The sequence below is a fragment of the Neobittarella massiliensis (ex Bilen et al. 2018) genome (assembly GCF_900289145.1).
Classification (GTDB): domain Bacteria; phylum Bacillota; class Clostridia; order Oscillospirales; family Ruminococcaceae; genus Neobittarella; species Neobittarella massiliensis.
The window spans coordinates 44,472-69,440 of record NZ_OKQO01000005.1 but is presented as its reverse complement, the minus strand read 5'-3'; the positions used below and the strand labels follow the sequence as shown (position 1 = coordinate 69,440).

Below are 24,969 nucleotides of genomic sequence, written 5' to 3'. Positions count from 1 at the left end.
AGCGGGCAGGACCAGTCAAAAAGGAGAAATTTTCACAGATAGATTATGCATCTTGTGCATTGCTTTTGGGAACTGTCTCTGCATATAATGAATATCATAAGAACGCGGCGGATCGCTGTGTGCTCTTACGGTGGTGGTGGGTCTATCTTTAGGCCTGCCACGCCGTTTTTTGTTGCACAGTTTTGTTGCGCTCTGTTGTTGTAATGAAACTTTAAAAGCGCGTGCAGTCTATTCTGCACGCGCTTTTTTGCAGGCCACGAGAGTATAACCGTTTATCGGCGCTGTGCAACTGTCAGCCGAAAGGAGAACTGTAGTGACCAAAAATTTGACAGCCGGGAGACCGGGGAAGACGATCCTGTTTTTTGCCGTACCTATGCTGCTGGGCAACATCTTTCAGCAGCTGTACAACATGGTCGACTCGGTGGTGGTGGGCAACTTTGTGGGTTTTGACGCGTTGGCGGCGGTGGGCAATTCGTTTACCATCACCTTTTGTGCCACCGCTCTGGCCTTTGGCTTGAGCAGCGGCGCCACCATCTATATCGGCCAGCATTTTGGCGCCGGCAACAGCAGGAAGGTGCGGCAGGCAGTGGTGACCAGCACGGTGTTTTCGGTCGGATTCTCGCTGGTCTTATCGCTGGCTGGTGTGCTGCTGTGCCGCCCGCTGCTCGCGCTGGTGCGCACGCCGGCTTCGGTGATGCCCATGTCGCTGGTGTACATGCGCATCTACCTGCTGGGACTGGTGTTCACCTTTACCTACAATATGCTCTCGGCAGTATTTCGCGCACTGGGAGACTCTAAGATGCCGCTTGCTTTTTTGGTGGTGGCCTCGGTGGTGAACATCGTATTGGATCTGCTGTTCGTGTTGGCTTTTGATATGGGGGTAGCGGGGGTAGCGCTGGCCACGGTGATCGCGCAGGCGGTATCCTCGGTGCTGGCCTTTGTGTTTTTTAAAAAGCAGCTGCGGCAGATGGAGCGGCAGGAGCAGCAAAAGGACGGCAGTCAGCTACAGCCGACAGAGACGCTGGCACGGCAATTTCAGCTGTCGGTGCTGTGGGAGATCATTCGCCTGGCGGTCCCCGCTACGCTGCAGCAGATCGCGATCTCGGGCGGGATCATCATCATGCAGGGGTTCGTAAACAGTTTTGGGCCCCAGATCATGGCGGCCTATACAGCAGCCATCAAGTTCGAAAATATCATCATGATGTCGATCACCAGCATCTCGATCGCGGTCACAGCTTTTGCAGCCCAAAATATGGGCGCTCGCCAGACCGAGCGGGTGCGCAGCGGCTACCGATGGGGGCTGCTCATATCGCTTTTCTTTGCGCTGGTACTGGGGGCGGCGGCCATACTGCTGCGCGAGCCGCTGATCAGCCTGTTTATCTCGGGTCAGGGCGCACAGGCGGTCATCGAGGCCGGCAGCTCGTACCTGGTCTGGACGTTTGGATCGTCGCTGTTTATGGCGCTGCTGTTTTCGGCAGAAGGGGTGCTCAAAGGTGCCGGTGACGTGACGTTTTGCATGGTCATCGGCTTTGCCAGCATACTGGTAAAGGTGGCCGCCGCATACGTGCTGTCGCCGCGCATGGGATATCAGGGCCTGTGGGCAACGATGGTCATTGGATGGGGAGCTGAGGCGCTCTGTGCCACCGGGCGCTATCTGTCGGGCCGGTGGAAAAGCAAAGGTGTCACTGCAGGCAGCTGGCCAAAAGATGGGCAGCTGCCTGACGGCGGTGCGCAAAAAGGGGCCCCAGACGAGGTGACAGGAGTGACAGAAGATGCATAAGAAACCGCTGATCATAGATGTAGACGGCAGCGATGGCAGCCTGCTGGCACTGGTGCTGGCCTGTGCCAGCGAGGAGCTCAGTGTAGAGGGGGTGACCTGTACCGGGAGGTGGGGGGCGGCCGATAGGACAGCGGTGACAGTGGCCCGCCTGTGCGAGTACTTGCAGATAGAGCTGCCCATTTATGTGGGGAACGGGCGGCCGCTGTGCAGCCAGAGCCACTTGGTTGCTCAGACGGGTGAAGAGCCGCCGGTGGAACGCGCTTTTTTGCCCCCGGCAGAATTTTTGTGCCCACCGCAGCCGGCAGCAGAATTTATGGCAGAGGTTATTCGCGGCAGAGTGGGAGAGATATGCCTGGCAGCGGTAGCCCCACTGACCGACCTGGCCGACCTGGCGATCGCTTACCCCCAGCTGTGCCGGGAGGTGGATCGGGTCGTGATCGCCGGCGGCGGTACAGTGCGTGGAGACCGCACACCGGCAGCGGAGCACAATATCTGGTGCGACCCAGAGGCGGCGCAGATCGTCTTTCGGTCGGGCCTGCCGCTGATCATGTGCGGCACCGATGTAGAGACTTCCTGTTATATGTGTCCGACCGAGAGGAGCGGCCTATACGACCGTGGCGGCGACATTGGCAGACTGGTGGCCGAGTTGGCTAAAGATGCGGCGTGCCTGCGCCGGGCAGCTGCCATCTACGTTTTGTGCCGGCCCGATGAAGTGAACCTGCGCCGATACCCGGTAGAGATCGATCTAAACGGCGCCTATACCCGCGGCAGTACAGTGGCGCTCATGTCGGGGTACTACCCTGACAAGGTCGCCAATACCGACGTGGTACTGGCGCTGGTACGGCAAAGATTTGTGCAGTGGCTGTTTGACACCGCCGCCAGTGCCGACAGGAGGAGACAGGGATGAGCAGAGCAAAGCGACCGCTGATCATCGATTGCGACCCGGGCATCGATGACTTTGTAGCCATACTGCTGGCCCACAGCAGCCAGCAGTTCGACATTCGCGCGATCACCACCCTGGGCGGCAATGTGAGGCCGGAATATACAGCGGCCAATGCCAGAGATACAGCGGCCCTGATAGGCTTAGACTGTGCAGTCGGCGCCGGGGCACAGACGCCGCTGATGGGCGACCTGATCACCGCCGAATATGTACACGGACCAACTGGGTTGGGCGGCGTACAGCTGCCCCGGGCCCGCAGAGAGCTTGACCGGCGCCCAGCCTGGGATATCCTCTACGATGAGGCATGCCGGTGCCGGGGAAAACTGGAGATCGCGGCGCTGGGGCCACTGACCAATGTGGCGATCATGCTGCGCAAACACCCCGAGGCCGCCTTTATGATCGATAAATTGCACATTATGGGCGGTTCGACGACAGCGGGTAATCACTCGGCTTACGGCGAATTTAATATCTGGGAGGACCCGCTGGCCGCAGACATCGTATTTACGAGCGGTATCGATCTGCGCATGGTGGGGTTAAACTGCACCGCACAGGGGATCTGTGCGGCAGATGTGTGGCAGAGCGGCATACACCGGCCGGGGGCGGTACTCTCAAAATTGCGGCAGATGATGGATTACAGCGCCGAGCAGACCAGGAGCTGGCGCCCCGACACAGACATTTTGCACTATGTGCCCGAGCTGCCCGATGCGGTAGCGGTGGCGGGTATGATCGACGATACGCTGCTGCGCTGCCGCCGCTACCCTGTTTTGATCGAAGTGAGCGGCACGCCGTCTGTGGGGCGCACGCTGGTAGACTGGGACGGGGTGAGCGGCAGACCCCGTAACTGTGAGGTGGCGCTGCAGGTTGACGCTGCGCGCATTACCGAGCTGTACCGGCAGATGTTTGCCTTTTACGAGGAAAGATGACCGTCAAAAAGCGCTGCCTGCAGGCAGCGCTTTTTATCTGTAGTTGAGCGACGAGATCAATTATACCGCTGGTGGTGGCAGGGGGTGGACTCGGAGAGGCTCTGGAAGGTGTAGCCCTGAGCGGTGAGCTGATCGATGATCTGGGGCACGGCGGCAGCGGTGGTATCGTGGCCGGGGGCATCGTGCATGAGGATGACCGGGGTCTCCTGCTCCAGAGACTCTTTGACCACCTTGTTAACCAGGTAATCGGTACTCTTTTTAGAGCCTACCGAGTCGTCGGCCGAGACGGTCCAGTCGAAATACTGGATCCCCTGGGCGGTGAGCTGCTCGATAACGGTGTCCATAAAATTGCTGACGTTGCTGAATTTGCGGTGTACCGTGTTGGAGGAGCCGCCGGGGAAGCGATAGGCGCTGATGGGCTGGCCGGCAATAGCCTCCAGCGGTTCTTTGAGCATATTCAGGTCCTGAAAGAACGATTCGGGGCTCTGATAGATGCTCTTGTACTCGTGGGAGAAGGAGTGCAGCCCCAGCACATGGCCCTCGTCGACGATGCGGCGGTACAGGTCGGGGCGCTTATCCAGCTCGGTGCCCAGCACGAAAAAGGTGGCTTTGGCGTTTTTCTCTTTCAGGCAGTCGAGGATCTTTTCGGTCTCGTCGCTGGGGCCGTCGTCAAAGGTGAGATAGGCGATCTTTTGCCCGGTGCCGATGGCATCGGATGGAGCGGTGGTCTCGATGTGCTCGCCGTAACCGTCGGGGAAATTGCAGTATTGCGTTTTTTGCCCCTTTAGGTGGCTGCCGATGCCGATGGCCAGCGCTACGGCAGCCACCACCCCCACGGGAATGAGCAGCATGCGTTTTCTCAGGCGGATCGTGATACATTTCATATTGACACCTTCTAGCTTTTTTCTGTACTACCAGATATATCGCCCCGGGCGCCAGAATATGCGCCGCTCTCTATAAATCCAGGTGGTGTATTCGGTAGATGAGGTGTACAACATGCCAGAAACTATGTTTTAAAACTATTCAAATAGACGAATAACAGCTGGTGAGACAGGCTGTTTTCATGCAAGGAGGTGGATAAACACCAAAAAAAGATTGTAATTTTTAAAGGCAGCCGGTATACTGAAATCATAGGAAAAAACCGACCTGCCGCCCGTGGGACGGGCCTTTTTTGCGGGGTTTTGCCGCCGCAGCGGGCACTTTTGGCGGGGCGGGAAAATAAGGGCAAACAGGAGGACGAGAAAATGGGACGTATTCCGATTTTGTTAGACGGCGACCCGGGCCACGATGACGCGATGGCCATGACGCTGGCGCTGGCCAGCGATGAGCTGGAGGTAAAAGGCATGACGGTGGTGGCTGGCAACAGCACACTGCAAAACACCTCGACCAACGCCATCCGCGTGCTGGAGTGGCTGGGCCGCACCGATATCCAGGTAGTCAAAGGCGCCAGTCAGCCGCTCTCGCGGGAGCTGAGCATCGCCGACAGCGTACACGGCGAGTCGGGTCTCGACGGCCCGGTGTTTCCCCCCATCACCCACCAGCCGCTGGATGTGAACTTCTGCGATTTTATGGCCGACATCGTGCGAAAGAGCGACGAGAAGGTGGCCATCGTGGCCATGGGCCCGCTGACCAATACCGCTATCTTTTTGCTGTCGAACCCCGACCTGCACGACAAGATCCGCTGCATCAGCCTGATGGGCGGCGCGGCCATTGGCGGCAACTGGTCGCCCACGGCAGAATTTAACATCTGGGAGGATGCCGAGGCAGCCAGAGTGGTATTTGACTCCGGTATCCCCATCATCATGTGCGGGCTCGACGCTACCAACAAGGCCAGAGTGACCGCCGAGGAGATCGAGCAGTTCCACCAGATCGGCACCAAGGGCGGCGACCTGATCGCCGGACTGATGGATTTCTTTAAAGATCACGACCTGCCCGGTACCAACTTTAAAGAGGTGCCCATGCACGACGCAGTGGCTGTGGCGGCCCTGCTTTCGGATACGCCGGTAAAGCTGGAGGACATGTATGTGACCGTAGATATTGACGGCGGCTACACCCAGGGCTGTACCGTCTGCGATATTCTGGGCCTGACCGGTAAAGCCCCCAACGCCAAGGTGGCTATGGACTTGGACCGCGAGAAGTTTGTGGGCATGCTGGCCGACGCCTGCCGCAAATTTAAATAGGCAAAGGCGCGTACACCAAACAGGAAAAGAGTGCCCGGCGCTGCCGCGCGGCGGCGGGCGAGGATTTATATACGGCGCGGAGAAATGGCGGTTACATATATGGATAAGATCCCTGTTATCATAGATTGCGACACCGGTACCGACGACGCCTGGGCCATCGTATTGGCCAACAGCAGCGACAAGCTGGACATTAGAGCGCTGACGGCGGTAAACGGCAATGTAGAGCTAAAACACACCGGCCCCAACAACCTGAACCTGCGCGAGTACCTCAATATCGACTGCCGGGTGGCGCTGGGCGCTGACCGGCCGGTCATCGGCGGGGTGAACCCCATCCCCGACGTGCACGGTGAAAACGGTCTGGGCGGGGTAGAGCTGCCCAAGGCCAAGAGAGATTTTGACGAGAAATATGCCTGGGACGTGATCGCCGAGGAGGCTGAGAGAGCCGCCGGCGAACTGGTGATCCTGGCTGTTGGCCCGCTGACCAACATCGCCATCACCTTTTTAAAACACCCCGAAGCCAAAAAGAATATCAAGCGCATCGTGATGATGGGCGGCGCCTTTGGCACCGGCAACACCAACCCCTATGCGGAGTTTAACATCTGGATAGACCCCCATGCCTGCGACATCGTGTTCAAGAGCGGGGTGCCTATCACCATGGTGGGGCTGGACGCCACCAGGATGACTACCCTGACCGGCCAGGAGCAGGAGGCGCTGCTGGCCCAGCCCACTAAAATAGACCTGCTGCTGCGGGGCATGCGCAAGTACTTTATCGAGAGCCACAAAGCCATGGGCCGGCCCGACGCAGTGACACTGCACGATGCGCTGGCTGTGGCGGCGGTCATCGACCCGACTGTGCTGCACACCGAGAAGTACTATGTGGTGTGTGAGACCAAGAGCAGCCAGAGCGTGGGCCAGACGGTGGTGGACTTTAAGGGCCATCTGCACCGCGAGCCCAATGTGGATGTGGCCATGTCGGCAGATAAAGAGAAATTTGTGCAGATGCTGCGCGACTGCATCGCCTGCTACGCCCAGTAGCAGGCCGGCAGTTGAGGGAGGGATCTGCCGTGAAGAAAATTCCACTGATCATCGACTGCGACCCGGGAACGGACGACGCAGTAGCTATTTTGCTGGCTAACAGCTGCCCGCATATAGACCTGTTGGCGCTGACACCGGTGGCGGGCAACTCCTCTTATACGTACACCAGCGACAACGCGGTGCGACTGGCCGGCTTTATGGGCGGTGGCTGCCGCGTGGCAAAAGGCGCCAAGCGGGCGCTGATCTTTGACGGCTTGGCCGGATACCAGAATAAAGACGATATCCACGGTGGCCACGGGATGGCCGGTGTGCTGATCGAGAACCGGGCGGGTGCAAAACAGGAGGACAAATTTGCCTGGGATGTGATCTATGAGGAGGCGCTGGCTCACCCGGGTGAGCTGGTGATCGCGGCTATCGGTCCGCTGACCAATATTGCCATCACCCTGCTCAAACACCCCGACATCCGGCACTATGTAAAGCGCATTTATATGATGGGTGGATCGGCCACCACCGGCAATGTGAGCCCCTACGCCGAATTTAATGTGTGGGTGGACCCGCACGCCTGTGATATCGTTTTTAAGAGCGGTATCCCGGTGACCATGGTGGGGCTGAACGCCACCCGGTACGCCGAGTTTACGCTGGAGGAGTTTGAGCAGCTGACCGACACGCCGTGTGCGATCACCTTTTTGTTGGCGGCTATCAACAAATTTATCAAAGAGATCCTGCGGCAGGGCCGTCGGTGGGACCTGATCATGCACGATGCCATCACCGTGGGTGCGCTGATCGACCCGGATATGGTGAAAACGGCGCCGTACTACGTCACCTGCGAGACCGAGAGCAGCCAGAGCATTGGCCAGACGGTGGTCGACCGCGGGGGGCATTTAGGGCGCACGCCCAATGTGGATGTGGCGATGTATGTAGATAAGGCCCGCTTTAAAGACATGCTGCAAAAAATGATCGCGTTCTATCGCTGATATAGCGAGATCTACTGTGAGAAAAAGGGGAGCAGGGGTGCCGTGCGGCGGCCCTGCTCCCCTTTTATAAGGATTTTTAGACAGCGCTGACAGATACGGATCGCCGCGGTAAAAAGAGTAGCGGCCGACCGGGACTGCGCGAGAATGGGAGACGAACATGGCAATAGAACTTACCTTTGGCGACAGTGCCGCAGGCGCACTGCAGTGCGCCCGCCACCTGCCCGGCGCTGCCAAAGCAGACCTTGGTGAGGTGCGGCCACTGACGTTGGCCCTGGATATCGGCCGGATCGGTGGTGCGCACCGGGATATAGAGTGTCGCCGAGCGATTTTGTACGCGCTGCTGGCCGACTATGGCGGTGCGGTTGCAGACATGTGGGCGCAGAACCGGCAGACGGTACAGCGTTTGGCGCAGGCAGCAGCAGACAGAGAGCCGATACGGGCGTGGATCAGCCTAGAGGCCCCGGATGAGCTGTGCGGACTGCTGTGGCTTTGCGCGCATCTGCTGGAAACACCTACCCCAATACAGGTGTTGCCAGTACCGGCCTGGGTGCGCAAAGAAGAGGTGCTGCAGCGCCGGCGCGGCACCGGAGAGCTCGACCCGGCCGAGGTGCCGGCGCTGCTGGGGGACACCCTGACGCTGAGCGCCATCGAACGGCAGGAGGCAGCGCACCGCTGGCACGAGCTGGCCGCGCAGGACGACCCACTGCGGGCACTGGTGAATGGACGTCTGATGGGCGTGCCAGCTGATTTTTATGATTTTTGTCTGCTGCGGGCTATGCCAGACGGCCCCTTTGTAGAGGCCCAGGTATTGGGGCGGGCACTGGCTGGGCTGCCGGGAGTGAGCGACTGGTGGCTGCACCAGCGCCTGCTTGACATGACAGCTGCCGGGGCGCTGCTCTGGGTACGGCCCGCCACGGGAGACCACCCCTACAGCGGTGTGCTGCGCCGGGCATGAGTTGTGCGGAGACAGCACCTGTACAAATGGGGTACAGCACTGCCCCAGACAGTGCACAGGGGGAGGATAGGCGGGCAGCGCGGTGATGGTATCGGCAGCTTTTTGGGTGAGAATAGGTACACGGAGAAGGGGCGATCCTTCGGGTGCCGGCGCGCCTGGCTATATGCACGATAGGCAGTATCCCCCACTTCAAAACTTCAAAACAGGCTTGGGGCGCTAAACGGCCCGGTTTCCGCTACCGGCAGGGTGCCCTTTAAAGCGGTGCAGCTATGTGCTTTTTGTTGGGAGACGTACTCCTTGCGAAACGTTGCCGGCAGAGGACCTGTGCGGCTGTAGCCAGCGGGGCAGACAGATTGTTTTGCCGTTGTGTGTCGGCGGCAGCTTGCGGCTGAAAAAAGCGGAAAAAGGTGAGTGGGGAGCGGAAAAGATACGGCCCGCGCGATAGCGGACCACATCTTTTCTATATAAATATTGCTGGTCGTAGACCGACAATGTCGAGATGTGGGGGCAGAGGGCCGGTGGTCGGTAGCTTTTGTCTAGTGCGGCGGCCGATGTAACTCGCCCCAGCGACACATATCGGCCGGGATGGGCAGCAGGGAGCGCCCCTTCCCGGTGAGGCGATACGCCACCTTAGGTGGGATCTGCGGGTATTCGTGTCGGTAGATGATGGATGAGCCCATCGGCGGACAGCTCTTTGAGGGTGGTACTGCGCGTTTGGTAGGTCACACCGTCCACTGTCCGCCGTGCGCCGCAGTTCGCTATAGTTCAGCCCCTCCGTACTTACCTAGGTTGTAGAGTATCAGCAATTTCCATTTGCTGCCTATGACCGATAACGTATAGTCAAAATAGGTATGTTGACTGTCGGCTGCCTGCCCCTTATAAGTCTTCACGGCAATACTTTCTTTTTTGATAGTACTCACCAAAAAAGTGCATACTTGCTGCTTTACACCTGCTTTTTTAAAATAGAAACTGACAAAAGCAAACCCATAAAGGGTACAGAAGTGAGGAGCGTATATGATGAAGATCTACGGGGTGAACGGCGGGCCGCGTAAAAACTGGAACACAGCTACCATGTTGGAACACTTTTTGCAGGGGGCGCGGTCGGCGGGGGCAGAGGTGGAGACCATTCACCTTTTTGACCTGGACTATACCGGCTGCCGCAGCTGCTTTTTGTGCAAGCGCAGGGGCCCTACTTATGGGCGCTGCAGCTATCGTGACGGCCTGCAGCCGGTGCTAGAAAAGCTGCGGCAGGCCGATGGGATCGCCTTTGCCTCGCCCATTTATTTTCACCAGATCACCGCCCAGCTGCGGGGCCTGTTGGAGCGGCTATTTTTTCAGTACCACTCGTTTGAGCGGGGCGGTGGGAGTTTGGCACCGCAAAAGATCGAGACGGCGGTGCTCTACACCATGAACGTCACCGAGGAGGAGATGCGCCGGCGGGGCTATCCAGCCGTACTCGGCGACACCGAGCAGTACTTCTCCTACACCTTTTACGCCGAGCCGCAGCGGATATATGCCTTTGACACCTACGAATTCACCGACTACAGTCAATACCAGGCCGATTACTGGGACGAGCCGGCCAAACGGCGTTGGCACCAGGAACAGTTTCCCCGCGACTGCCAAAACGCCTTTGACGCCGGCGTACAGATGGCTGCGCGTATCGGTACTGATGCGGGGCGGTAGCAAATGTGGCCGCAGCGGGTGCTGCCGGTGCACGGGTTGGCGGACAGGCTGAGGACGCCGTAAAAAGTAAAAAAATATTTATTGGTTCTGGTCTTGACAAGCGCCGGGGCGGTATAGTATGTTAAACCTACGACATGACAAAATGCTTTGACGGAATTATGCCAGGTCTGGAGCGTTCCAGAGAGCCGGCGGCGGGTGCGAGCCGGTACTGAAAGACCTGTGCAGTCTGCCTCCCGAGCAGGGCTCCCTAAAGTAAGCCGAGTAAGGAGCCACGGTTTCCCCGTTATCGGATAGGGGCTTGCTAGAGCCCCGAAAAGTGATCGCGCGCTATACGGCAGCGGCGATAAACAGGGTGGTACCGCGGAAGATCTTCCGTCCCTGAAGCCTGATACCGGGCTTCGGGGACTTTTTTTATCGGCGGATGCATTTTGGCTCTGTGTATCGCGGCGAAGCTGCACGGCGGGCGGTAAACAGGGTGGTACCGCGGAGCACATCCGTCCCTGAGGTCTTATATAAGACCTCGGGGATTTTTTTGTTGAGAGAGGTTTTGACCGGCCCCAGGCCGGGCGTGAGAGACAGGAGCGAGATACTATGCGCAACATTATACTGGCAGACATGACCTTAAAGACCGCGCGGCAGGGATCGGCCGCCCAGCTGAGCTTTAAAGAAAAAATAGAGATCGCCAAACTGCTCGACCGGGTGGGCGCCCCGGTCATCGAGGTATCGGCCATCGACGATCCCCAGGTGGATGCACTGCTCATCAAATCTATCGCCAATCTGGCGGCACAGGCGGTAGTCAGCGTGCCGGTGGCCCACAGCGAGGCGGGGGTAGACAGTGCCTGGGAGGCGGTGCGCGGGGCCAAAAGACCGCGCCTGCAGGTGGCGGTGCCGGTGAGCCCGGTACAGATGGAGTACAGCTGCCACAAAAAGCCGGCGGCGGTGCTGGAGATGATCGACATGCTGGTGCGGCGGTGCCGGACGCTGTGCGGCGAGGTGGAATTTTTGGCCGAGGACGCCACCCGTGCCGAGCAGGACTTTTTGTACCGCGCCGTAGAAGCCGCTATCGCCGCCGGTGCCACTGTCGTGAGCCTGGCCGATACAGCCGGCACCATGCTGCCCAGCGAGTTTGGCCACTTTATCGGGGCGGTGAAAGAAGCGGTGCCCGCCTGCGGGCAGGTGTCGCTGGGGGCCGCCTGCGGCGACGAGTTGGGCATGGCGGTAGCCTGTGCGGTATCGGCCATACGGGCCGGGGCCGACGAGATCAAGGTGAGCTGCTGCACCGCCGATTGCCCGGGCATGGGGGCCATGAGCCAGATCATCAGAGCCAGGGGCGACGCCTGCTCGGTGTACACCGACATCAGGGTGACCGAGCTGCAGCGCACCATCGACCAGATACGCTGGATGGCCGAGACCGAGCGCAGCCGGCGCTCGCCGTTTGACCACGGGGTGGGTAAGGCCCAGCAAGGCGGCGCCCTGAGCGCCCACGACGACCTGGCCGCGGTGGCCGGGGCGGTGCAAAAGTTGGGATATGATCTCTCGGAGGACGACATGGCCAAGGTGTACGAGGCATTTTGCCACATCGCCGCCAAAAAAGAGGTGAGCCTGCCGGAGCTGGAAGTCATCGTGGCCACCAACGCCCTGCAGGTGCCCCCCACCTACAAGCTGCGCAGCTATGTCATCAACGCCGGCAACGTGATCGCCGCCAGCGCCCAGATCGAACTGGAAAAAGACGGGCGCATCATGCCCGGTATCTGTGTGGGCGACGGCCCTATCGACGCCGCCTTTTTGACCATTGAGCAGATCATCGGCCACCATTACGAGCTGGACGACTTTCAGATCCAGGCGGTGACCGAGGGCCGTGAGGCTATGGGCGCCGCACTGGTGCGGCTGCGGGCCGGCGGCAAGCTGTACGCCGGGCAGGGTATATCCACCGACGTGATCGGCGCCAGTATCCACGCGTACATGAACGCGCTCAACAAGATCGTATACGAGGAGATGTAGCAATGAGACTTTCGTTTTCGATAAATGGCTGGCAGGGGTACAGCTGGGATGAATTTGTAGCTGTGGCCGGGGAGACCGGCATGCAGGGCATTGAGCTGCGGGGCATCCACCAGGGGGAGCTGGCCGGCAAGCACGGGCCTTTTGGCCCCCACCACGCCGCGGCCACAGTGCGCGACCTGTTTGAAAAGCAGCTCTCCATCCCCTGTCTCGACTCGGTGTGCGATATCTCGGATATCGCCGGCCGGGCCGATACTGTGGCCGAGGTGACCGCCTGTATGCAGACGGCCAAAGACCTGCGGGTGCCCTACGTGCGGGTGCACGCCACCAGCGGCGGAAAGAGCGCTGTAGAGGCCGCCGGCGACTGCCTAAAGCAGCTGGTAACGCGGGCCGAGGAGCTGGGGGTGACACTGCTTTTAGAGACGGTGGGCATTTTTTCTGATACGGCGGCGCTGCGGGACCTGCTCAACCGGTTTGCCTCTGACCATTTGGCGGCGCTGTGGGACCTGCACCACCCCTATCGCGACCACGGCGAACAGCCGGAGGAGACCATCCAAAACCTGGGGGCCTATGTGCGCCATGTACACGTAAAAGACTCGACCGTGGGGGAAGACGGCCGGCCGGTGTACTGCCTTATCGGCGAGGGCAGCCTGCCCATGGATCAGCTCATGCGGGCGCTGGGCTCGATCAACTACGACGGATTTATCTCGCTGGAATGGGACCCCCAGTGGATGCCGGGCCTGCAGGATATGGAGGTCATCTTTACCCACTTCGTCACCTATATGGAGCAGTTCGGCAGCCCGTCGCGGGCACCGCACCACCTGTACGACAACACCACTCACACCGGCCAGTTCGTGTGGAAGAAAGACGACCTCATCGACCTGACTTTCTCGCAGGTGCTCGACCGCATGGTGGAGGAATTCCCCGACCAGTACGCCTTTAAATACACCACCCTCGACTACACCCGCACCTACGCCCAGTTCCGCGACGACGTGGACCAGTTTTGCCGGGTGCTTATCTCGCTGGGGGTAAAAGCGGGCAGCCATGTGGCCATCTGGGCCACCAACATCCCCCAGTGGTTCATCGCCTTTTGGTCGGTGACCAAGATCGGCGCGGTGCTGGTGTCGATGAACACCGCCTACAAGATCCACGAGGCCGAGTACCTGCTGCGTCAGTCGGACACCCACACCCTGATCATGGTGGAGGGCTTTCGCGACGCCCACTACAAGAGCATCGTGCAGGAGCTCTGCCCAGAGCTGGCCACCACCCGTCCCGGCCAGCCGCTGCATAGCCGCCGACTGCCGTTTTTGCGCAACGTCATCACCGTGGGCTGCAAGGTGCCCGGCTGCCTATGCTGGGAGGAAGCCATGCAGCGGGCGGACAACGTGCCCGTAGAGGAAGTCTACCGCCTGGCGGCCAAGGTCGACCCGGGCGACGTGTGCAACATGCAGTACACCTCCGGCACCACCGGCTTTCCCAAGGGCGTTATGCTCACCCACTACAACGTGGTCAACAACGGCAAGTATATCGGCGACCGCATGGACCTCTCCACCGCCGACCGCATGATGATACAGGTGCCGATGTTCCACTGTTTCGGTATGGTGCTGTCGATGACCGCCTCGATGACCCACGGCACCACCATGTGCCCGCTGCCGTACTTCTCGCCGGCCTCGGCACTGGCCTGTGTGAGCGCCGAGCGCATCACCTGCTTTAACGGTGTGCCCACCATGTTTATCGCCATGATGGGCCACCCCGATTTTGCCACCACCGATTTCTCGTACATCCGCACCGGCATTATGGCCGGCTCCAACTGCCCGGCCGACCTCATGCGCCAGGCGGCAGAGGTGATGAATATGCGCCAGATCGTGAGCGTATACGGCCAGACCGAGGCCTCGCCGGGGTGTACCATGTCGAGCTTTACCGACCCGCTGGAGGTGCGCACCGACACGGTGGGCAGCGCCTTTGCCAACGTGTCCTGCAAGATCATCGATCCCGATACCGGCGCTGATTGCCAAGACGGCGAGACCGGCGAATTTGTGGCTCGGGGCTATAACATCATGAAGGGCTATTACAAGATGCCCGGCGCCACCGAGGCGGCCATCGACGCCGAAGGCTGGCTGCACACCGGCGACCTGGCCTGCCGCGACCGGGATGGCAACTACCGCATTACCGGGCGGCTGAAAGACATGATCATCCGCGGGGGCGAAAACATCTACCCCAAAGAGATCGAGGAGTTCATCTTCACCCATCCAAAGGTGCAGGACGTACAGGTCATCGGCGTGCCGGACAAGCGCTACGGCGAGGAGATCATGGCCTGTATCATTTTAAAAGAGGGCCAGCAGATGACCGCCGAGGAGATGCGCGGCTACATCGCCGATCACATGGCCCGGCACAAGGTGCCCCGGTACATCGATTTTGTGGCGGAGTTCCCCATGAATGTGGCCGGAAAGATACTCAAGTATAAAATGCGTGAAGACGCGGTGAAAAAGCTGGGCCTGGGAGACTAGAGCTGCCGGATGGCCTGTGTCATCGCCGCCGAGGGCCCCGGGGCAAAGACCTGCCCCGGGGCCTTTTGCCATTGGCGGTCAAGTGGGCTGCAGCGGTGCCCGATATACTTTTTTGGGCATGGTGCACAGTGGGGCGCACGGTGTTGGGGGCATACAGAAAATTGCCGGTGTGAGGTTGCCGGCTGCCGACAGGAACGGTATACTAGAGTGGAAGAGAAGTGCTAGAGGAGAGCGATACTATGCCCATAGAAGCTGTAAAAATGCCGGTGATCTTAGACTGCGACACCGGCTCGGACGACGCCTTTGCCATCGCTATGGCCATTGCCAGCGACCAGCTGGAGGTGCTGGGGGTATCGGCGGTGGCCGGCAACCTGACTTTAGACCGGGTGGTGAAGAACACCCGGCGGACCCTGTCGTTTACCGACCCCGCAGTGCCGTTTGCCGCCGGCGCAGCCGGGCCGCTGCAGCGGGACCTGATCGAAACCGGGCGCCCCATCCACATGTTGTTTGCGGGGGCAAAGGAGGAGCGGGTACCGGTAGATCCCCGCCCGGCAGAAGACTTTTTGTACGACCTGATCCAGAAGAGCGAGCAGCCGGTGACTCTTATCCCGCTGGGGCCGCTGACCAACATCGCCAAGCTGCTGCAGAAGTACCCCCAGTGCAAAGAAAACATTTTGCGCATGGTGCTGATGGGGGGCGCGGCGGCCGGCGGAAACACCACCGAGTTTGCCGAATTCAACATCTATGTAGACCCCGAGGCAGCGGATATCGTGTTTCGCAGCGGTGTCCCCATCGTGATGTGCGGCATAGAGGTGTGCCGTGACGGCCGGGTGAGCGTGGAGGATGCAGAGCGCTTGGAGGCGCTGCAAAACGAGGCGGCCGGCTACTTTGCGCGGGAGATGATGCAGGACTTTAAAAATGGTGAGAGCATCATCTTCGACGCGGTGACGGTGGCCTGGATCTTGCGCCCCGAGATCATCACCGCCCAGCCGGCGCAGGTGCACATCGAGCTGCGCGACCAGCTGCGGCTGGGGCAGACGGTGTGCGATTTTGCCAGCGACCGACCCAATGCGCTGGTGGCGCTGCACATGCAAAAAAAGGGGTTTGTGCAGCTGATCTTAGACCTGTTTGCCAAATATGGGGGCTGATGGGTCACCACCGGCGGGACGGCCTGCAGCCGCCCCGCCTTTTTGTGTGGCGGAGCCGGCCAATGGGCGGCGGTTGACGGCGGTTGGGCAAGAATGATGTAGAGGCAGCGCCCCGCTTTTTGCTATGATGGGCAGGCGAAGGAGGGATGTGTTTTGGCGGGAAAGACCCAAAACGTGATGGCGGCCATCGACTATATCGAGGCCCACTTAGATCAGAAGCTGGACCTGGAGCAGGTGGCGGAGGCGGTACACTACTCTAAATATTACCTGCACCGCATGTTTACCGCTGCGGTGGGGCTTACGGTGCACGACTACGTACAGCGCCGTCAGCTGACCGAGGCGGCCAAGCTGCTGGCGTTCTCGCGCCGGCCTATCTCCGAGATCGCCCAGCTGGCGGGGTATGCCAGCCAACAGGCCTTTACCGACGCCTTTAAGGCCATGTACAAAAAGGCACCGGGGCGGTTTCGCGAGGAGGAGGCCTTTTACCCCCTGCAGCTGGCTTTTGTGCTGCAGCCCGACCCGGCGCTGCCCGAGACGGATACCGCCGCGTTGGCAGAGCGGGTACAGACGGCGCAGGAAAAAGACATCGACCGCTGGATGCAGCTGGTGCGACTGGTGGTGGACGGTTTCCCCGGCCTGATCGAGGAGCAGTATATCGACGTGCTGCGCGACTATATGCGCGCCGGACGGGCCCTGTGGCTGTGCGAGAACCAAACGGCTATCGGCGCGGTGCTGTTTGACCCCCGGCAGGGGAGTATCGACTTTTTGGGCGTACACCCCCAGTACCGCCGCCGCGGTGTGACCGAGGCGCTGCTGCGGTGTGTGGTGGAGCGGTATATGCCGGGAAGACCGGTGAGTATTACCACCTACCGGGCCGGCGACCGGGCCGATACCGGGTACCGGGAGGCTTTTTTGCAGCTGGGCTTTGCCGAATCGGAGCTGCTGACCGAATTTGGCTACCCCACCCAGCGCTTTGTGCTGCCGGCAGAAGAGCGGGGAGGTGAAGGCGATGACTGAGCGGCGTATAAACCCCCTGGACCGCGATTTTGGCGCCGGGGCACTGCTACGTTTTGCCTTCCCCACCATTTTTATGATGGTGTTCATGGGCATGTATACCATTGTAGATACGGTATTCATCTCGCGTCTGGTGGGCACCGAGGCGCTGTCGGCGGTGAACATCGCCTGCCCGGTGATCTACGCCACGGTGGGGCTCGCGACCATGCTGGCCACCGGCGGCGGGGCCATTATCGGCCGCCGCATGGGGGAGGGGGATGACCGGGGCGCCCGCAGCGCCTTTAGCCTGCTGGCGCTGTGCTGTGTGGCGCTGAGCGCACTCATCGCCCTATTGGGCCTATCTTTTTTAGACCCGCTGGTGCGGGCGCTGGGGGCCAGCGAGATCTTGGCCCCATACTGCCGCGACTACCTGGGGGTCCTACTGCTGTGCACCCCTTTTAATATGCTGCAGGTGCTGTTTCAAAACCTGCTGGTCACCGCCGGGCGCCCGGGGCTGGGCTTTGGGCTGACGCTGGCGGCCGGCTGCACCAACGCCGTGCTGGACTTTGTGTTTATGGGCCCGCTCAAGATGGGGATCATGGGGGCGGCCATCGCCACCGGGCTGGGCTACTCCATCCCGGCGGTGGCGGGGCTCTTGGTGTTTATGAAAAAGCGGGGCAGCCTGTACTTTTGCCGCCCCATCTGGGAGGGGCGGGTGCTGGCAGAGGCCTGTCTCAACGGCTCGTCAGAGATGGTCAGCCAGCTGGCCACCGCCCTGACCACCTTTCTCTTTAACATCCAGATGATAAAACTGGCTGGCGAGGCCGGGGTGGCGGCGGTGACGGTGATGCTCTACACCCAGTTTTTGATGAGCACCTTGTATATCGGCTTTTCTATGGGGGTGGCGCCGATCATCAGCTTTAACTACGGCAGCGGCAACACCCGACGGCAAAAGCGGGTGTTTGGCATCTGTCTGCGCTTTATCGGTCTGTCGTCGCTGGCGATCTTTGCACTGACCATGATAGGTGCACCGGTGCTGTCGGCTATATTTGCCGCCCCGGGCAGCACCGTGTACCAGCTGAGCCGCGCCGGCTTTCGGCTGTTTGGCTACAGTTTTTTGGCCAGTGGGATCAACATCTTCACCTCGGCCATGTTCACCGCGCTGTCAAACGGCAAGCTCTCGGCGGGGCTCTCTTTTACCCGTACATTTGGTTTTACGACGATCGGGCTTTTGCTGCTGCCGCGGCTCTGGGGCGTAGACGGGCTGTGGCTGGCAGTGCCCATCGCCGAGGGGCTGACGGTGATCGCGGCGCTGGTACTGCTGTGGCGGGGCCGCAAGCGGTACGGGTACCTGTAAGTGGGCCGGTACTGCGCCGGCAATGACGCGGAGCCGATAAAAAAGAGCTCTCCCACCGGGGAGAGCTCCTCTTTTTGATGGGGGCGCTGATCGCCTGGATATTTTGGCGCCGTACCAGGCAAAAATGGCCCTGCGGCCGCGTATACTGGTAGGGACCTGCCCCGCCGGGGGCGCAAATGCTTAATAATGGGGGCGGCGATTTGGATATATACACCATGGTGCTCATGGGTTTTGGCATGGCGATGGACGCCTTTGCCGTATCGGTCACCAACGGGCTGGCAGCCCGGGGGCGGCTGCTGCGCTGTGCGCTGCTGTGCAGCCTGTATTTTGGTTTGGCGCAGATGCTCATGCCGCTGCTGGGCTATTTTGTGGGCTATGGCTTTAGCGGCTATATCCAGCGCTTTGACCACTGGGTGGCACTGATCCTGCTGTGCTTTTTGGGGGTGCGCATGCTGCGTGAGGCCGGCCAGCACGGGCGGCAGATCACGGCGGTGGGGCGCACGCTGATACTCACCAGCAGACTGCTGCTGGTGCAGGCCGTCGCCACCAGTGTAGATGCGCTGGCCCTGGGGGTGAGCCTGTCGGCCATTGGGGCCAACATCTTTTTGGCGGCACCCATTATTGGCCTCACCACTTTTTGCTGCTGCTTTGTGGGGGCCTTTTTAGGGCGCCGTTTTGGCGACCTGCTGGGCAAATTTGCCGAGATCGCCGGCGGCTTGATATTGGCCGGTATCGGGCTGAAGATCTTTTTGGAGCACACGGTGTGAGAGATAGAAAAAAGGGCCGCTGTCTTGGCACAGCGGCCCTTTTTAAGAGGGGACCTAATGGGGTCTACGACAACTCGAACTGGCCGGTATAGAGCTGGTAGTACTTGCCTTTTTGGGCGATGAGCTCGTCGTGATTGCCGCGCTCGATGATCTGGCCGTGCTCCAGCACCATGATGGCGTCGGCGCTGCGCACGGTAGAGAGCCGGTGGGCGATGACGAACACAGTGCGGCCCTGCATCAGCTCGTTCATGCCTTTTTCGATGAGCGCCTCGGTGCGGGTGTCGATGGAAGAGGTGGCCTCGTCTAAGATGAGCACCGGCGGGTCGGCTACCGCCGCCCGGGCGATGGCCAGCAGCTGCCGTTGCCCCTGGCTGAGGTTTTGCCCGTCGGAGTAGAGCATGGTGTCGTAGCCCTGTGGCAGGCGGCGGATAAAGCCGTCGGCGTTGGCCAGTTTGGCGGCGGCGACGATCTGCTCGTCGGTGGCGTCGAGACGGCCATAGCGGATGTTGTCTTTTACGGTGCCGGTAAACAGGTGAGTATCCTGCAGCACCATGCCCAGACTGCGGCGCAGGTCGTCTTTTTTGATCTTGCCGATGTTGATGCCGTCGTAGCGGATCTTGCCTTCCGGCACATCGTAAAAGCGGTTGATGAGGTTGGTGATGGTGGTCTTACCGGCGCCGGTAGAGCCGACAAAGGCGATCTTTTGCCCCGGCTTGGCGTAGAGCGAGACGTTTTGCAAAACAGTCTTATCCGGCTCGTAGCCAAAGGTCACGTCGAAAAAGCGCACGTCGCCGGTCAGCGGGGTATAGGTGATGGTACCGTCCTGGTGCGGGTGCTTCCAGGCCCACAGGCCGGTGCGGCCCTCGCTCTCGCAGAGCTGGCCGTCAGGGCCCTTTTGGGCGTTGACCAGCTGCACATAGCCGTCGTCCACCTCGGGGGTCTCGTCGATGACCTCGAAGATACGCTCGGCACCGGCCAGCGCCGAGAGGATGGAGTTAAACTGCTGTGAGATCTGGGTGATGGGCTGAGAGAAGGAGCGGGTGAACTGCAAAAACGAAGCGATGGTGCCGATGTCCATCGAGCCCCTGATGACCAGGAAAGCACCCACCATAGCGGTGGCGGCGTAGTTGACGTAAGACAGGTTGCCCATGATGGGCATGAGGATGCTGGCAAAGGTGTTGGCGTTGGTAGCCGACTGTCGCAGCTGCTCGTTTAAGACGGCGTACTCGTCGACGGCAGCCTGCTCGTGGCAGAAGACCTTGACGACTTTTTGCCCCTCGATCATCTCCTCGATAAAGCCGCTGGCGGCGCCGTTGGCCTTTTGTTGGGCTTTAAAATAGCGGGCGCTGCGGCTGCCTACCGCCTTGATGATAAACAGCATGATGACGAGCATGGCCACGATGAGCAGAGTGAGGGTGGGGCTGAGCACCAGCATCATGGTAAAGGTGCCCACTACCGAGATGACCGAAGACAGCAGCTGTGGAGTGGACTGGGAGATACATTCACGCAGGGTGTCGACGTCGGAGGTGTAGCGGCTCATCAGCTCGCCGTGGGTGTGGGTGTCGAAGTAGCGGATGGGAAGATCCTGCATGTGGTCGAACAGATCGCGGCGGATGGCTCCCAGCGTGCGGTTGGAGATCGAGATCATCAGCCGGTTGTAGCAGTAGGTGGAGATGGCCCCGGCCAGATAGATGCAGCCCATCAGGCACAGCATGCCGATAAAGCCGGAAAGATCGGCTGAGCCACTGCCGATAAAAGGCACGATATAGCGGTTGAGCACCGGCTTGAGCAGATAGGTGCCGGCCACCGAGGCGCCGGAGCTGATGGCTACAAATAGCACCACCAGCGCCAGCACGGCGGGGCGGGCCATCATGTAGCCGATGAGCCGGCGAAATGTTTTGCCGGTGTTTTTTGGCTTTTGGTAATTGGTGCGCGGTCTGGGCATCAGTCGGCCACCCCTTTCTGCTGTGAAGTGTACACGTCGCGGTAGATCTCGCTTCTCTGCATCAGCGTCTCGTGGTCGCCCACGTCGGCGATGCGGCCCTCATCCAGCACCACGATCTGGTCGCAGTCCTGCACCGAGGTGATGCGCTGGGCGATGATGATGGTGGTGCCGGCCAGGTCTTGCTGCAGGCCCTGACGAATGTGCTGGTCGGTAGCGGTATCTACGGCGCTGGTGGAGTCGTCTAAAATAATGATCTTGGGGCCAGCCAGCAGCGCCCGGGCAATGCACAGCCGCTGCTTTTGGCCGCCCGAGACGTTGACGCCACCCTGACCCAGATCGGTGTCGTAGCCCTGGGGGAAGGATTGGATGAAGTCGTGAGCCTGGGCGATCTTACAGGCGGCGACGATCTGCTCGTCGGTGGCGTTCGGGTCGCCCCAGCGCAGATTGTCGCGGATGGTGCCGGAAAACAGCACGTTTTTCTGCAGGACCATGGCTACGTCGTGGCGCAGCGTGTCGAGCTTGTAGTCGCGCACGTCGCGGCCGCCCACCTTCACTCTGCCCACCGTGGCGTCGTACAGGCGGGGGATGAGCTGTACCAGGGTGGTCTTGGCCGAACCGGTGCCGCCGATGATGCCCACCCGGCTGCCGGCGGGGATGTGCAGGTCGATATTTTGCAGCACGTCGTTCTCGGCATCTTGGCGGTAGCGGAAAGAGACGTTTTCAAAATCGATAGAGCCGTCTTTTACCGGCGCGTCGGAGGCGTGTTCGTCTGATATATCGGGCACCTCCTCCAGCACCTCGCCGATACGGGAGATAGAGGCGCGGGACAGTACCAGGTTGATAAAGGCCATAGAGATCATCATCAGCGACATGAGGATCTGGGTGACGTAGCTGATAAAGCTGATGAGCTCGCCGGTGAGCATGCTGCCGCCGATGACCATGCCCCCGCCGAACCACAAGATGGAGATGATGCAGCTGTACATCACCAGCTGCATGATGGGCATGTTGCAGATGACCCGGCGTTCGGCCGCCAGCGAGGCGCCGATGAGGTCCTCGTTGGCCTTTTTAAATTTGTCTTTTTCGTAGCGCGAGCGCACAAAGGCCTTTACCACCCGGATGGCGATGAGGTTTTCCTGCACCGAGGCGTTCATGCCGTCGTATTTGCGCAGCATCGACTGAAAGCGGGGGAAAGCGGTGATGGCGATGGTGGCCAGCGCCACGGCCAGTACCGGTATGGCCACCAAAAAGACGGTGACCAGGCTGGAATTTATCGAGAAGGCCATGATGGTGGCGCTGACGAGCATCACCGGTGAACGCACCAGCATGCGAATGACCATCATCGTGGCGTTTTGAGTGTTCTGTACGTCGGTGGTCATGCGGGTGACCAGGCTGGCCGAGGAGTACTTGTCGATGTTAGAAAAAGAGAAAGACTGTATCTTTTTAAACATGGCCCCGCGCAGCTGGCTGCCCAGCCCCATACTGGCCATGGCGCCAAAGCGGGCCGACAGCGCCCCGCAGATGAGCGAGGCCAGAGCCATGCAGACCATCATGGCGCCGGTGCGCACCACGTAACCCAGGTCGCGGCCGGGAATGCCCACGTCGACGATCTTGGACATGAGCAGCGGGATGCGGATCTCCAGCAGTACCTCGCCAATGACCATCAGCGGGCAGAGGATCGCATAGAGCCGGTAGGGCTTCATATAATGAGCGAGTTTTTTGATCATCGCCGGTCACCTCCTCTTTCGGGGCGCGGTGGGTGGGGATGGCCGCTGTGCGCGGCCCGGTGCTCAGCCTCTTTGAGCTGTTTCGCCTGCTGCCGCAGGGTGATATTATCAAGCCCCGCATAGGGGCCTACCGCCAAGTTGGCGATCATGTGCTCGACGGTGGTGATGAACTGCTCGATCTCCTGCGGGGAGAGACCGGCAAACATCTGCTGGTCCACCGAGTCGAACTGGGCGCGGAAAGCGGTGGTCAGCTGGCGGCCCTCATCGGTGATGTGCAGCCGGTTGCAGCGGGCGTCGCGGGGGTCGGGGGTACGGGCGATCAGGCCCATTTTTTCCATCCGCTTGATGGAAGTGGCCACCGACGGCGGGCTGACGTGCAAAAATTCGGCCACGTCGGACTGGGTGCAGCCGTCGTGATCCATCACGTATTCCAGCAGCGGCGGCTGCCCGAAATAGAGGTGGTTTTGCAGTGCCGTTTTTTGAATGTACAGCCGGTGCAGCAGGTGCAGTCGGCTGATCTTCTGAACGATCTCGCGAAGGTCCAAATAAATACCTCCTTTTTACATGGGGGATGTGAAATGTGGAAAAGGTGTCTTTTTAAATTAACCGGTTAATAGTTAATCGGCTTATTATATTTTAGCAGCTGTTGCCCGTTTGTCAAGGGGGCATTTGTTAAAAATAAAAAAGAGTATGCGGCTCTGGCCGGATGGGCAAAAAGGTGCGTGGTGGCCACTACCTGGCAAAATAACTTTTTCCAAATCCCCGATAGTACGCACCGGGCAGTTTACTAGCGCGGCGGTGGCCGGTGGCCGGCGGATATATCGACACGGCAGCTGGCGGAGATATGGCCGGTGTGGTACAATAAGAGCCAGTAAAAAGGGTCGCCGGCCGGCGGCGGAAGAAGAGGGAGAAGAGGAATGAAACTGCTGCACTGCGCGGACCTGCACATCGGCAAAACACTGGGGGAGTACCCGTTGCTGGAGGACCAGCGGTATATACTGGACCAGATCCTGCACCTGATCGAGTGCGAGCAGGTAGAGCTGCTCCTGCTGGCCGGCGACCTGTACGACCGCTCGGTGCCGCCGGCGGCAGCGGTGGCGGTGCTGGATGACTTCATAGATGGAGCCATAGCCCGCGGAGCCCGGGTGGCGGCCATTGCCGGCAACCACGACAGCGCTCAGCGGCTGCAGTTCGGCGCCCGGCAGACCGCTGCCGGTGGCCTGCTCATACAGGGGGTGCCCAGCCAGCGGATGGCCCGCCTGGAGATGACCGGGCGCGACGGCACCCGGCTGGCGGTGTACCTGGCCCCCTATGTGGACCTGCCACGGCTGCGACAGCTGTTTCCTGAGCGGGAGGTCCCCGATATGGACAGTGGATACGCCGCCTGGTTTGCCGAAAATCCCCTGGAGCCGGGGGCGGTCAACCTGCTCATGGCCCACGGCTTTTTTGCACCCGGCGCCATGAGCGCGGGCGATATGCGCCGCAGTGAGGGGGAGTTGGCGGTGGGCGAGAGCGACCTGGTGCACACCGGTGTGCTGCCCGATTTTGCCTATGTGGCGCTGGGGCACCTGCACGCCCCCCAGCAGGTGGGAGAGCGGCCCATCTACTACAGCGGGTCGCCGCTCAGCTACTCCACTTCAGAGGCGGGGCAGCAAAAACAGGTCAACCTGGTAGAAGTACGGCCCGACGGACAGGTACAGGTGCGACCGCAGCTGTTGCGGCCGCTGCGGTCGGTGGCGGTGGTGCGGGGCAGCTTGGCCGAGATCCTCACCGGCCGGCTGCACCCGGGCCGGCAGGACTATGTGTACGCGGTGGTGACCGACCGGGAGCTGGTGTACGACAGCATGAACCGGCTGCGGGGGGTGTACCCCAACATGCTGGGCCTGCGGCTGGAGAGCCGGCGGCGGCAGCAGCTCGAGCAGGTAGCCTGCGGCTGGGAGGAGATCGACAGCGCCACCCAATTCGCCGATTTTTACCGGGCCGTTAAGGGCGAGGAATTGGATGAGCCCAGCCGCGAGATGATCGCGCAGCTGCTGCAAAAACTGGAGCGGGAGGTGTAG

General features: G+C 60.4%; 20 protein-coding genes and 1 other annotated feature. Of the genes, 15 read left to right on the top strand and 5 right to left on the bottom strand.

Annotated features, from left to right (window positions below; genetic code table 11):
* The first annotated feature begins 313 nt into the window (after window positions 1–313).
* The 3 genes from C6Y32_RS07850 to C6Y32_RS07840 are packed head-to-tail and all read left to right on the top strand — an operon-like array spanning window position 314 to window position 3,643.
* The gene (locus tag C6Y32_RS07850; RefSeq protein ID WP_105204758.1) at window positions 314–1,780 is read left to right on the top strand and encodes an MATE family efflux transporter; all 1,467 of its coding nucleotides are present in this window, start codon (window positions 314–316) and stop codon (window positions 1,778–1,780) included.
* On the top strand, window positions 1,773–2,687 hold the full coding sequence (locus C6Y32_RS07845) for a nucleoside hydrolase (protein ID WP_105204757.1): 915 nt from the start codon (window positions 1,773–1,775) through the stop codon (window positions 2,685–2,687). Before C6Y32_RS07850 ends, C6Y32_RS07845 begins: the two co-directional genes overlap by 8 nt.
* Complete coding sequence (locus C6Y32_RS07840; RefSeq protein WP_105204756.1) at window positions 2,684–3,643, top strand: nucleoside hydrolase; 960 nt, start codon at window positions 2,684–2,686, stop codon at window positions 3,641–3,643. The genes C6Y32_RS07845 and C6Y32_RS07840 overlap by 4 nt, the downstream gene beginning before the upstream one ends.
* 56 nt (window positions 3,644–3,699) lie before the next feature.
* Here the strand turns inward: C6Y32_RS07840 and C6Y32_RS07835 are convergent, their stop codons facing one another.
* The gene (locus C6Y32_RS07835) at window positions 3,700–4,527 is read right to left on the bottom strand and encodes a polysaccharide deacetylase family protein (protein ID WP_105204755.1); all 828 of its coding nucleotides are present in this window, start codon (window positions 4,525–4,527) and stop codon (window positions 3,700–3,702) included.
* A 360-nt stretch (window positions 4,528–4,887) separates the two neighbouring features.
* Between C6Y32_RS07835 and C6Y32_RS07830 the strand changes: the two genes are divergently transcribed.
* The 4 genes from C6Y32_RS07830 to C6Y32_RS07815 all read left to right on the top strand — a co-directional run bounded on the left by C6Y32_RS07830 (window position 4,888) and on the right by C6Y32_RS07815 (window position 8,787).
* Window positions 4,888–5,823 (top strand): nucleoside hydrolase, encoded by a 936-nt coding sequence (locus C6Y32_RS07830; RefSeq protein ID WP_105204754.1) that lies wholly within the window; start codon window positions 4,888–4,890, stop codon window positions 5,821–5,823.
* A 99-nt stretch (window positions 5,824–5,922) separates the two neighbouring features.
* A complete protein-coding gene (locus C6Y32_RS07825) occupies window positions 5,923–6,858 on the top strand; it encodes a nucleoside hydrolase (RefSeq protein ID WP_164998184.1) in 936 nt (311 codons plus the stop codon).
* A 29-nt stretch (window positions 6,859–6,887) separates the two neighbouring features.
* Window positions 6,888–7,832: a nucleoside hydrolase gene (locus tag C6Y32_RS07820; RefSeq protein WP_164998183.1), complete on the top strand. Its 945-nt coding sequence runs from the start codon at window positions 6,888–6,890 to the stop codon at window positions 7,830–7,832.
* Window positions 7,833–7,989: 157 nt separating this feature from the next.
* Window positions 7,990–8,787 carry a DUF3658 domain-containing protein gene (locus C6Y32_RS07815; protein WP_105204751.1) on the top strand — a complete coding sequence of 266 codons (798 nt, stop codon included), beginning with the start codon at window positions 7,990–7,992 and terminating at the stop codon, window positions 8,785–8,787.
* 536 nt (window positions 8,788–9,323) lie between these two features.
* Here C6Y32_RS07815 and C6Y32_RS15645 read toward each other — a convergent pair.
* Complete coding sequence (locus C6Y32_RS15645; protein ID WP_243562626.1) at window positions 9,324–9,467, bottom strand: winged helix-turn-helix transcriptional regulator; 144 nt, start codon at window positions 9,465–9,467, stop codon at window positions 9,324–9,326.
* Window positions 9,468–9,801: 334 nt separating this feature from the next.
* Between C6Y32_RS15645 and C6Y32_RS07805 the strand changes: the two genes are divergently transcribed.
* The 7 genes from C6Y32_RS07805 (at window position 9,802) to C6Y32_RS07775 (ending at window position 19,240) form a co-directional block, all read left to right on the top strand.
* Window positions 9,802–10,470: a flavodoxin family protein gene (locus tag C6Y32_RS07805; RefSeq protein WP_243562624.1), complete on the top strand. Its 669-nt coding sequence runs from the start codon at window positions 9,802–9,804 to the stop codon at window positions 10,468–10,470.
* A gap of 138 nt (window positions 10,471–10,608) precedes the next feature.
* Window positions 10,609–10,853, top strand: a binding site (T-box leader).
* Window positions 10,854–11,061: 208 nt separating this feature from the next.
* Window positions 11,062–12,471, top strand: a complete 1,410-nt coding sequence (locus C6Y32_RS07800) for an alpha-isopropylmalate synthase regulatory domain-containing protein (protein ID WP_105204749.1) — start codon at window positions 11,062–11,064, stop codon at window positions 12,469–12,471.
* A 2-nt stretch (window positions 12,472–12,473) separates the two neighbouring features.
* Window positions 12,474–14,975, top strand: a complete 2,502-nt coding sequence (locus tag C6Y32_RS07795; protein ID WP_105204748.1) for an AMP-binding protein — start codon at window positions 12,474–12,476, stop codon at window positions 14,973–14,975.
* A gap of 239 nt (window positions 14,976–15,214) precedes the next feature.
* Window positions 15,215–16,123, top strand: coding sequence for a nucleoside hydrolase (locus C6Y32_RS07790; RefSeq protein ID WP_105204747.1), 909 nt, complete (start codon window positions 15,215–15,217; stop codon window positions 16,121–16,123).
* 153 nt (window positions 16,124–16,276) lie between these two features.
* The gene (locus C6Y32_RS07785) at window positions 16,277–17,140 is read left to right on the top strand and encodes a GNAT family N-acetyltransferase (protein WP_105204746.1); all 864 of its coding nucleotides are present in this window, start codon (window positions 16,277–16,279) and stop codon (window positions 17,138–17,140) included.
* On the top strand, window positions 17,133–18,473 hold the full coding sequence (locus tag C6Y32_RS07780) for an MATE family efflux transporter (RefSeq protein ID WP_105204745.1): 1,341 nt from the start codon (window positions 17,133–17,135) through the stop codon (window positions 18,471–18,473). The genes C6Y32_RS07785 and C6Y32_RS07780 overlap by 8 nt, the downstream gene beginning before the upstream one ends.
* A gap of 200 nt (window positions 18,474–18,673) precedes the next feature.
* Window positions 18,674–19,240, top strand: a complete 567-nt coding sequence (locus tag C6Y32_RS07775; RefSeq protein WP_164998182.1) for a manganese efflux pump MntP — start codon at window positions 18,674–18,676, stop codon at window positions 19,238–19,240.
* A 64-nt stretch (window positions 19,241–19,304) separates the two neighbouring features.
* On the opposite strand, the gene C6Y32_RS07770 is transcribed toward C6Y32_RS07775, so the two are convergent.
* From C6Y32_RS07770 to C6Y32_RS07760, 3 genes are read right to left on the bottom strand one after another with little or no spacing between them, the layout of a single operon-like run.
* Entirely contained in the window at window positions 19,305–21,185 is a 1,881-nt protein-coding gene (locus C6Y32_RS07770; protein WP_105204743.1) for an ABC transporter ATP-binding protein, read from the bottom strand.
* Window positions 21,185–22,909 (bottom strand): ABC transporter ATP-binding protein, encoded by a 1,725-nt coding sequence (locus C6Y32_RS07765; RefSeq protein ID WP_105204742.1) that lies wholly within the window; start codon window positions 22,907–22,909, stop codon window positions 21,185–21,187. Before C6Y32_RS07765 ends, C6Y32_RS07770 begins: the two co-directional genes overlap by 1 nt.
* The gene (locus tag C6Y32_RS07760; protein ID WP_105204741.1) at window positions 22,906–23,454 is read right to left on the bottom strand and encodes a MarR family winged helix-turn-helix transcriptional regulator; all 549 of its coding nucleotides are present in this window, start codon (window positions 23,452–23,454) and stop codon (window positions 22,906–22,908) included. The genes C6Y32_RS07765 and C6Y32_RS07760 overlap by 4 nt, the downstream gene beginning before the upstream one ends.
* 372 nt (window positions 23,455–23,826) lie before the next feature.
* Between C6Y32_RS07760 and C6Y32_RS07755 the strand changes: the two genes are divergently transcribed.
* Window positions 23,827–24,969 carry an exonuclease SbcCD subunit D gene (locus tag C6Y32_RS07755; RefSeq protein WP_105204740.1) on the top strand — a complete coding sequence of 381 codons (1,143 nt, stop codon included), beginning with the start codon at window positions 23,827–23,829 and terminating at the stop codon, window positions 24,967–24,969.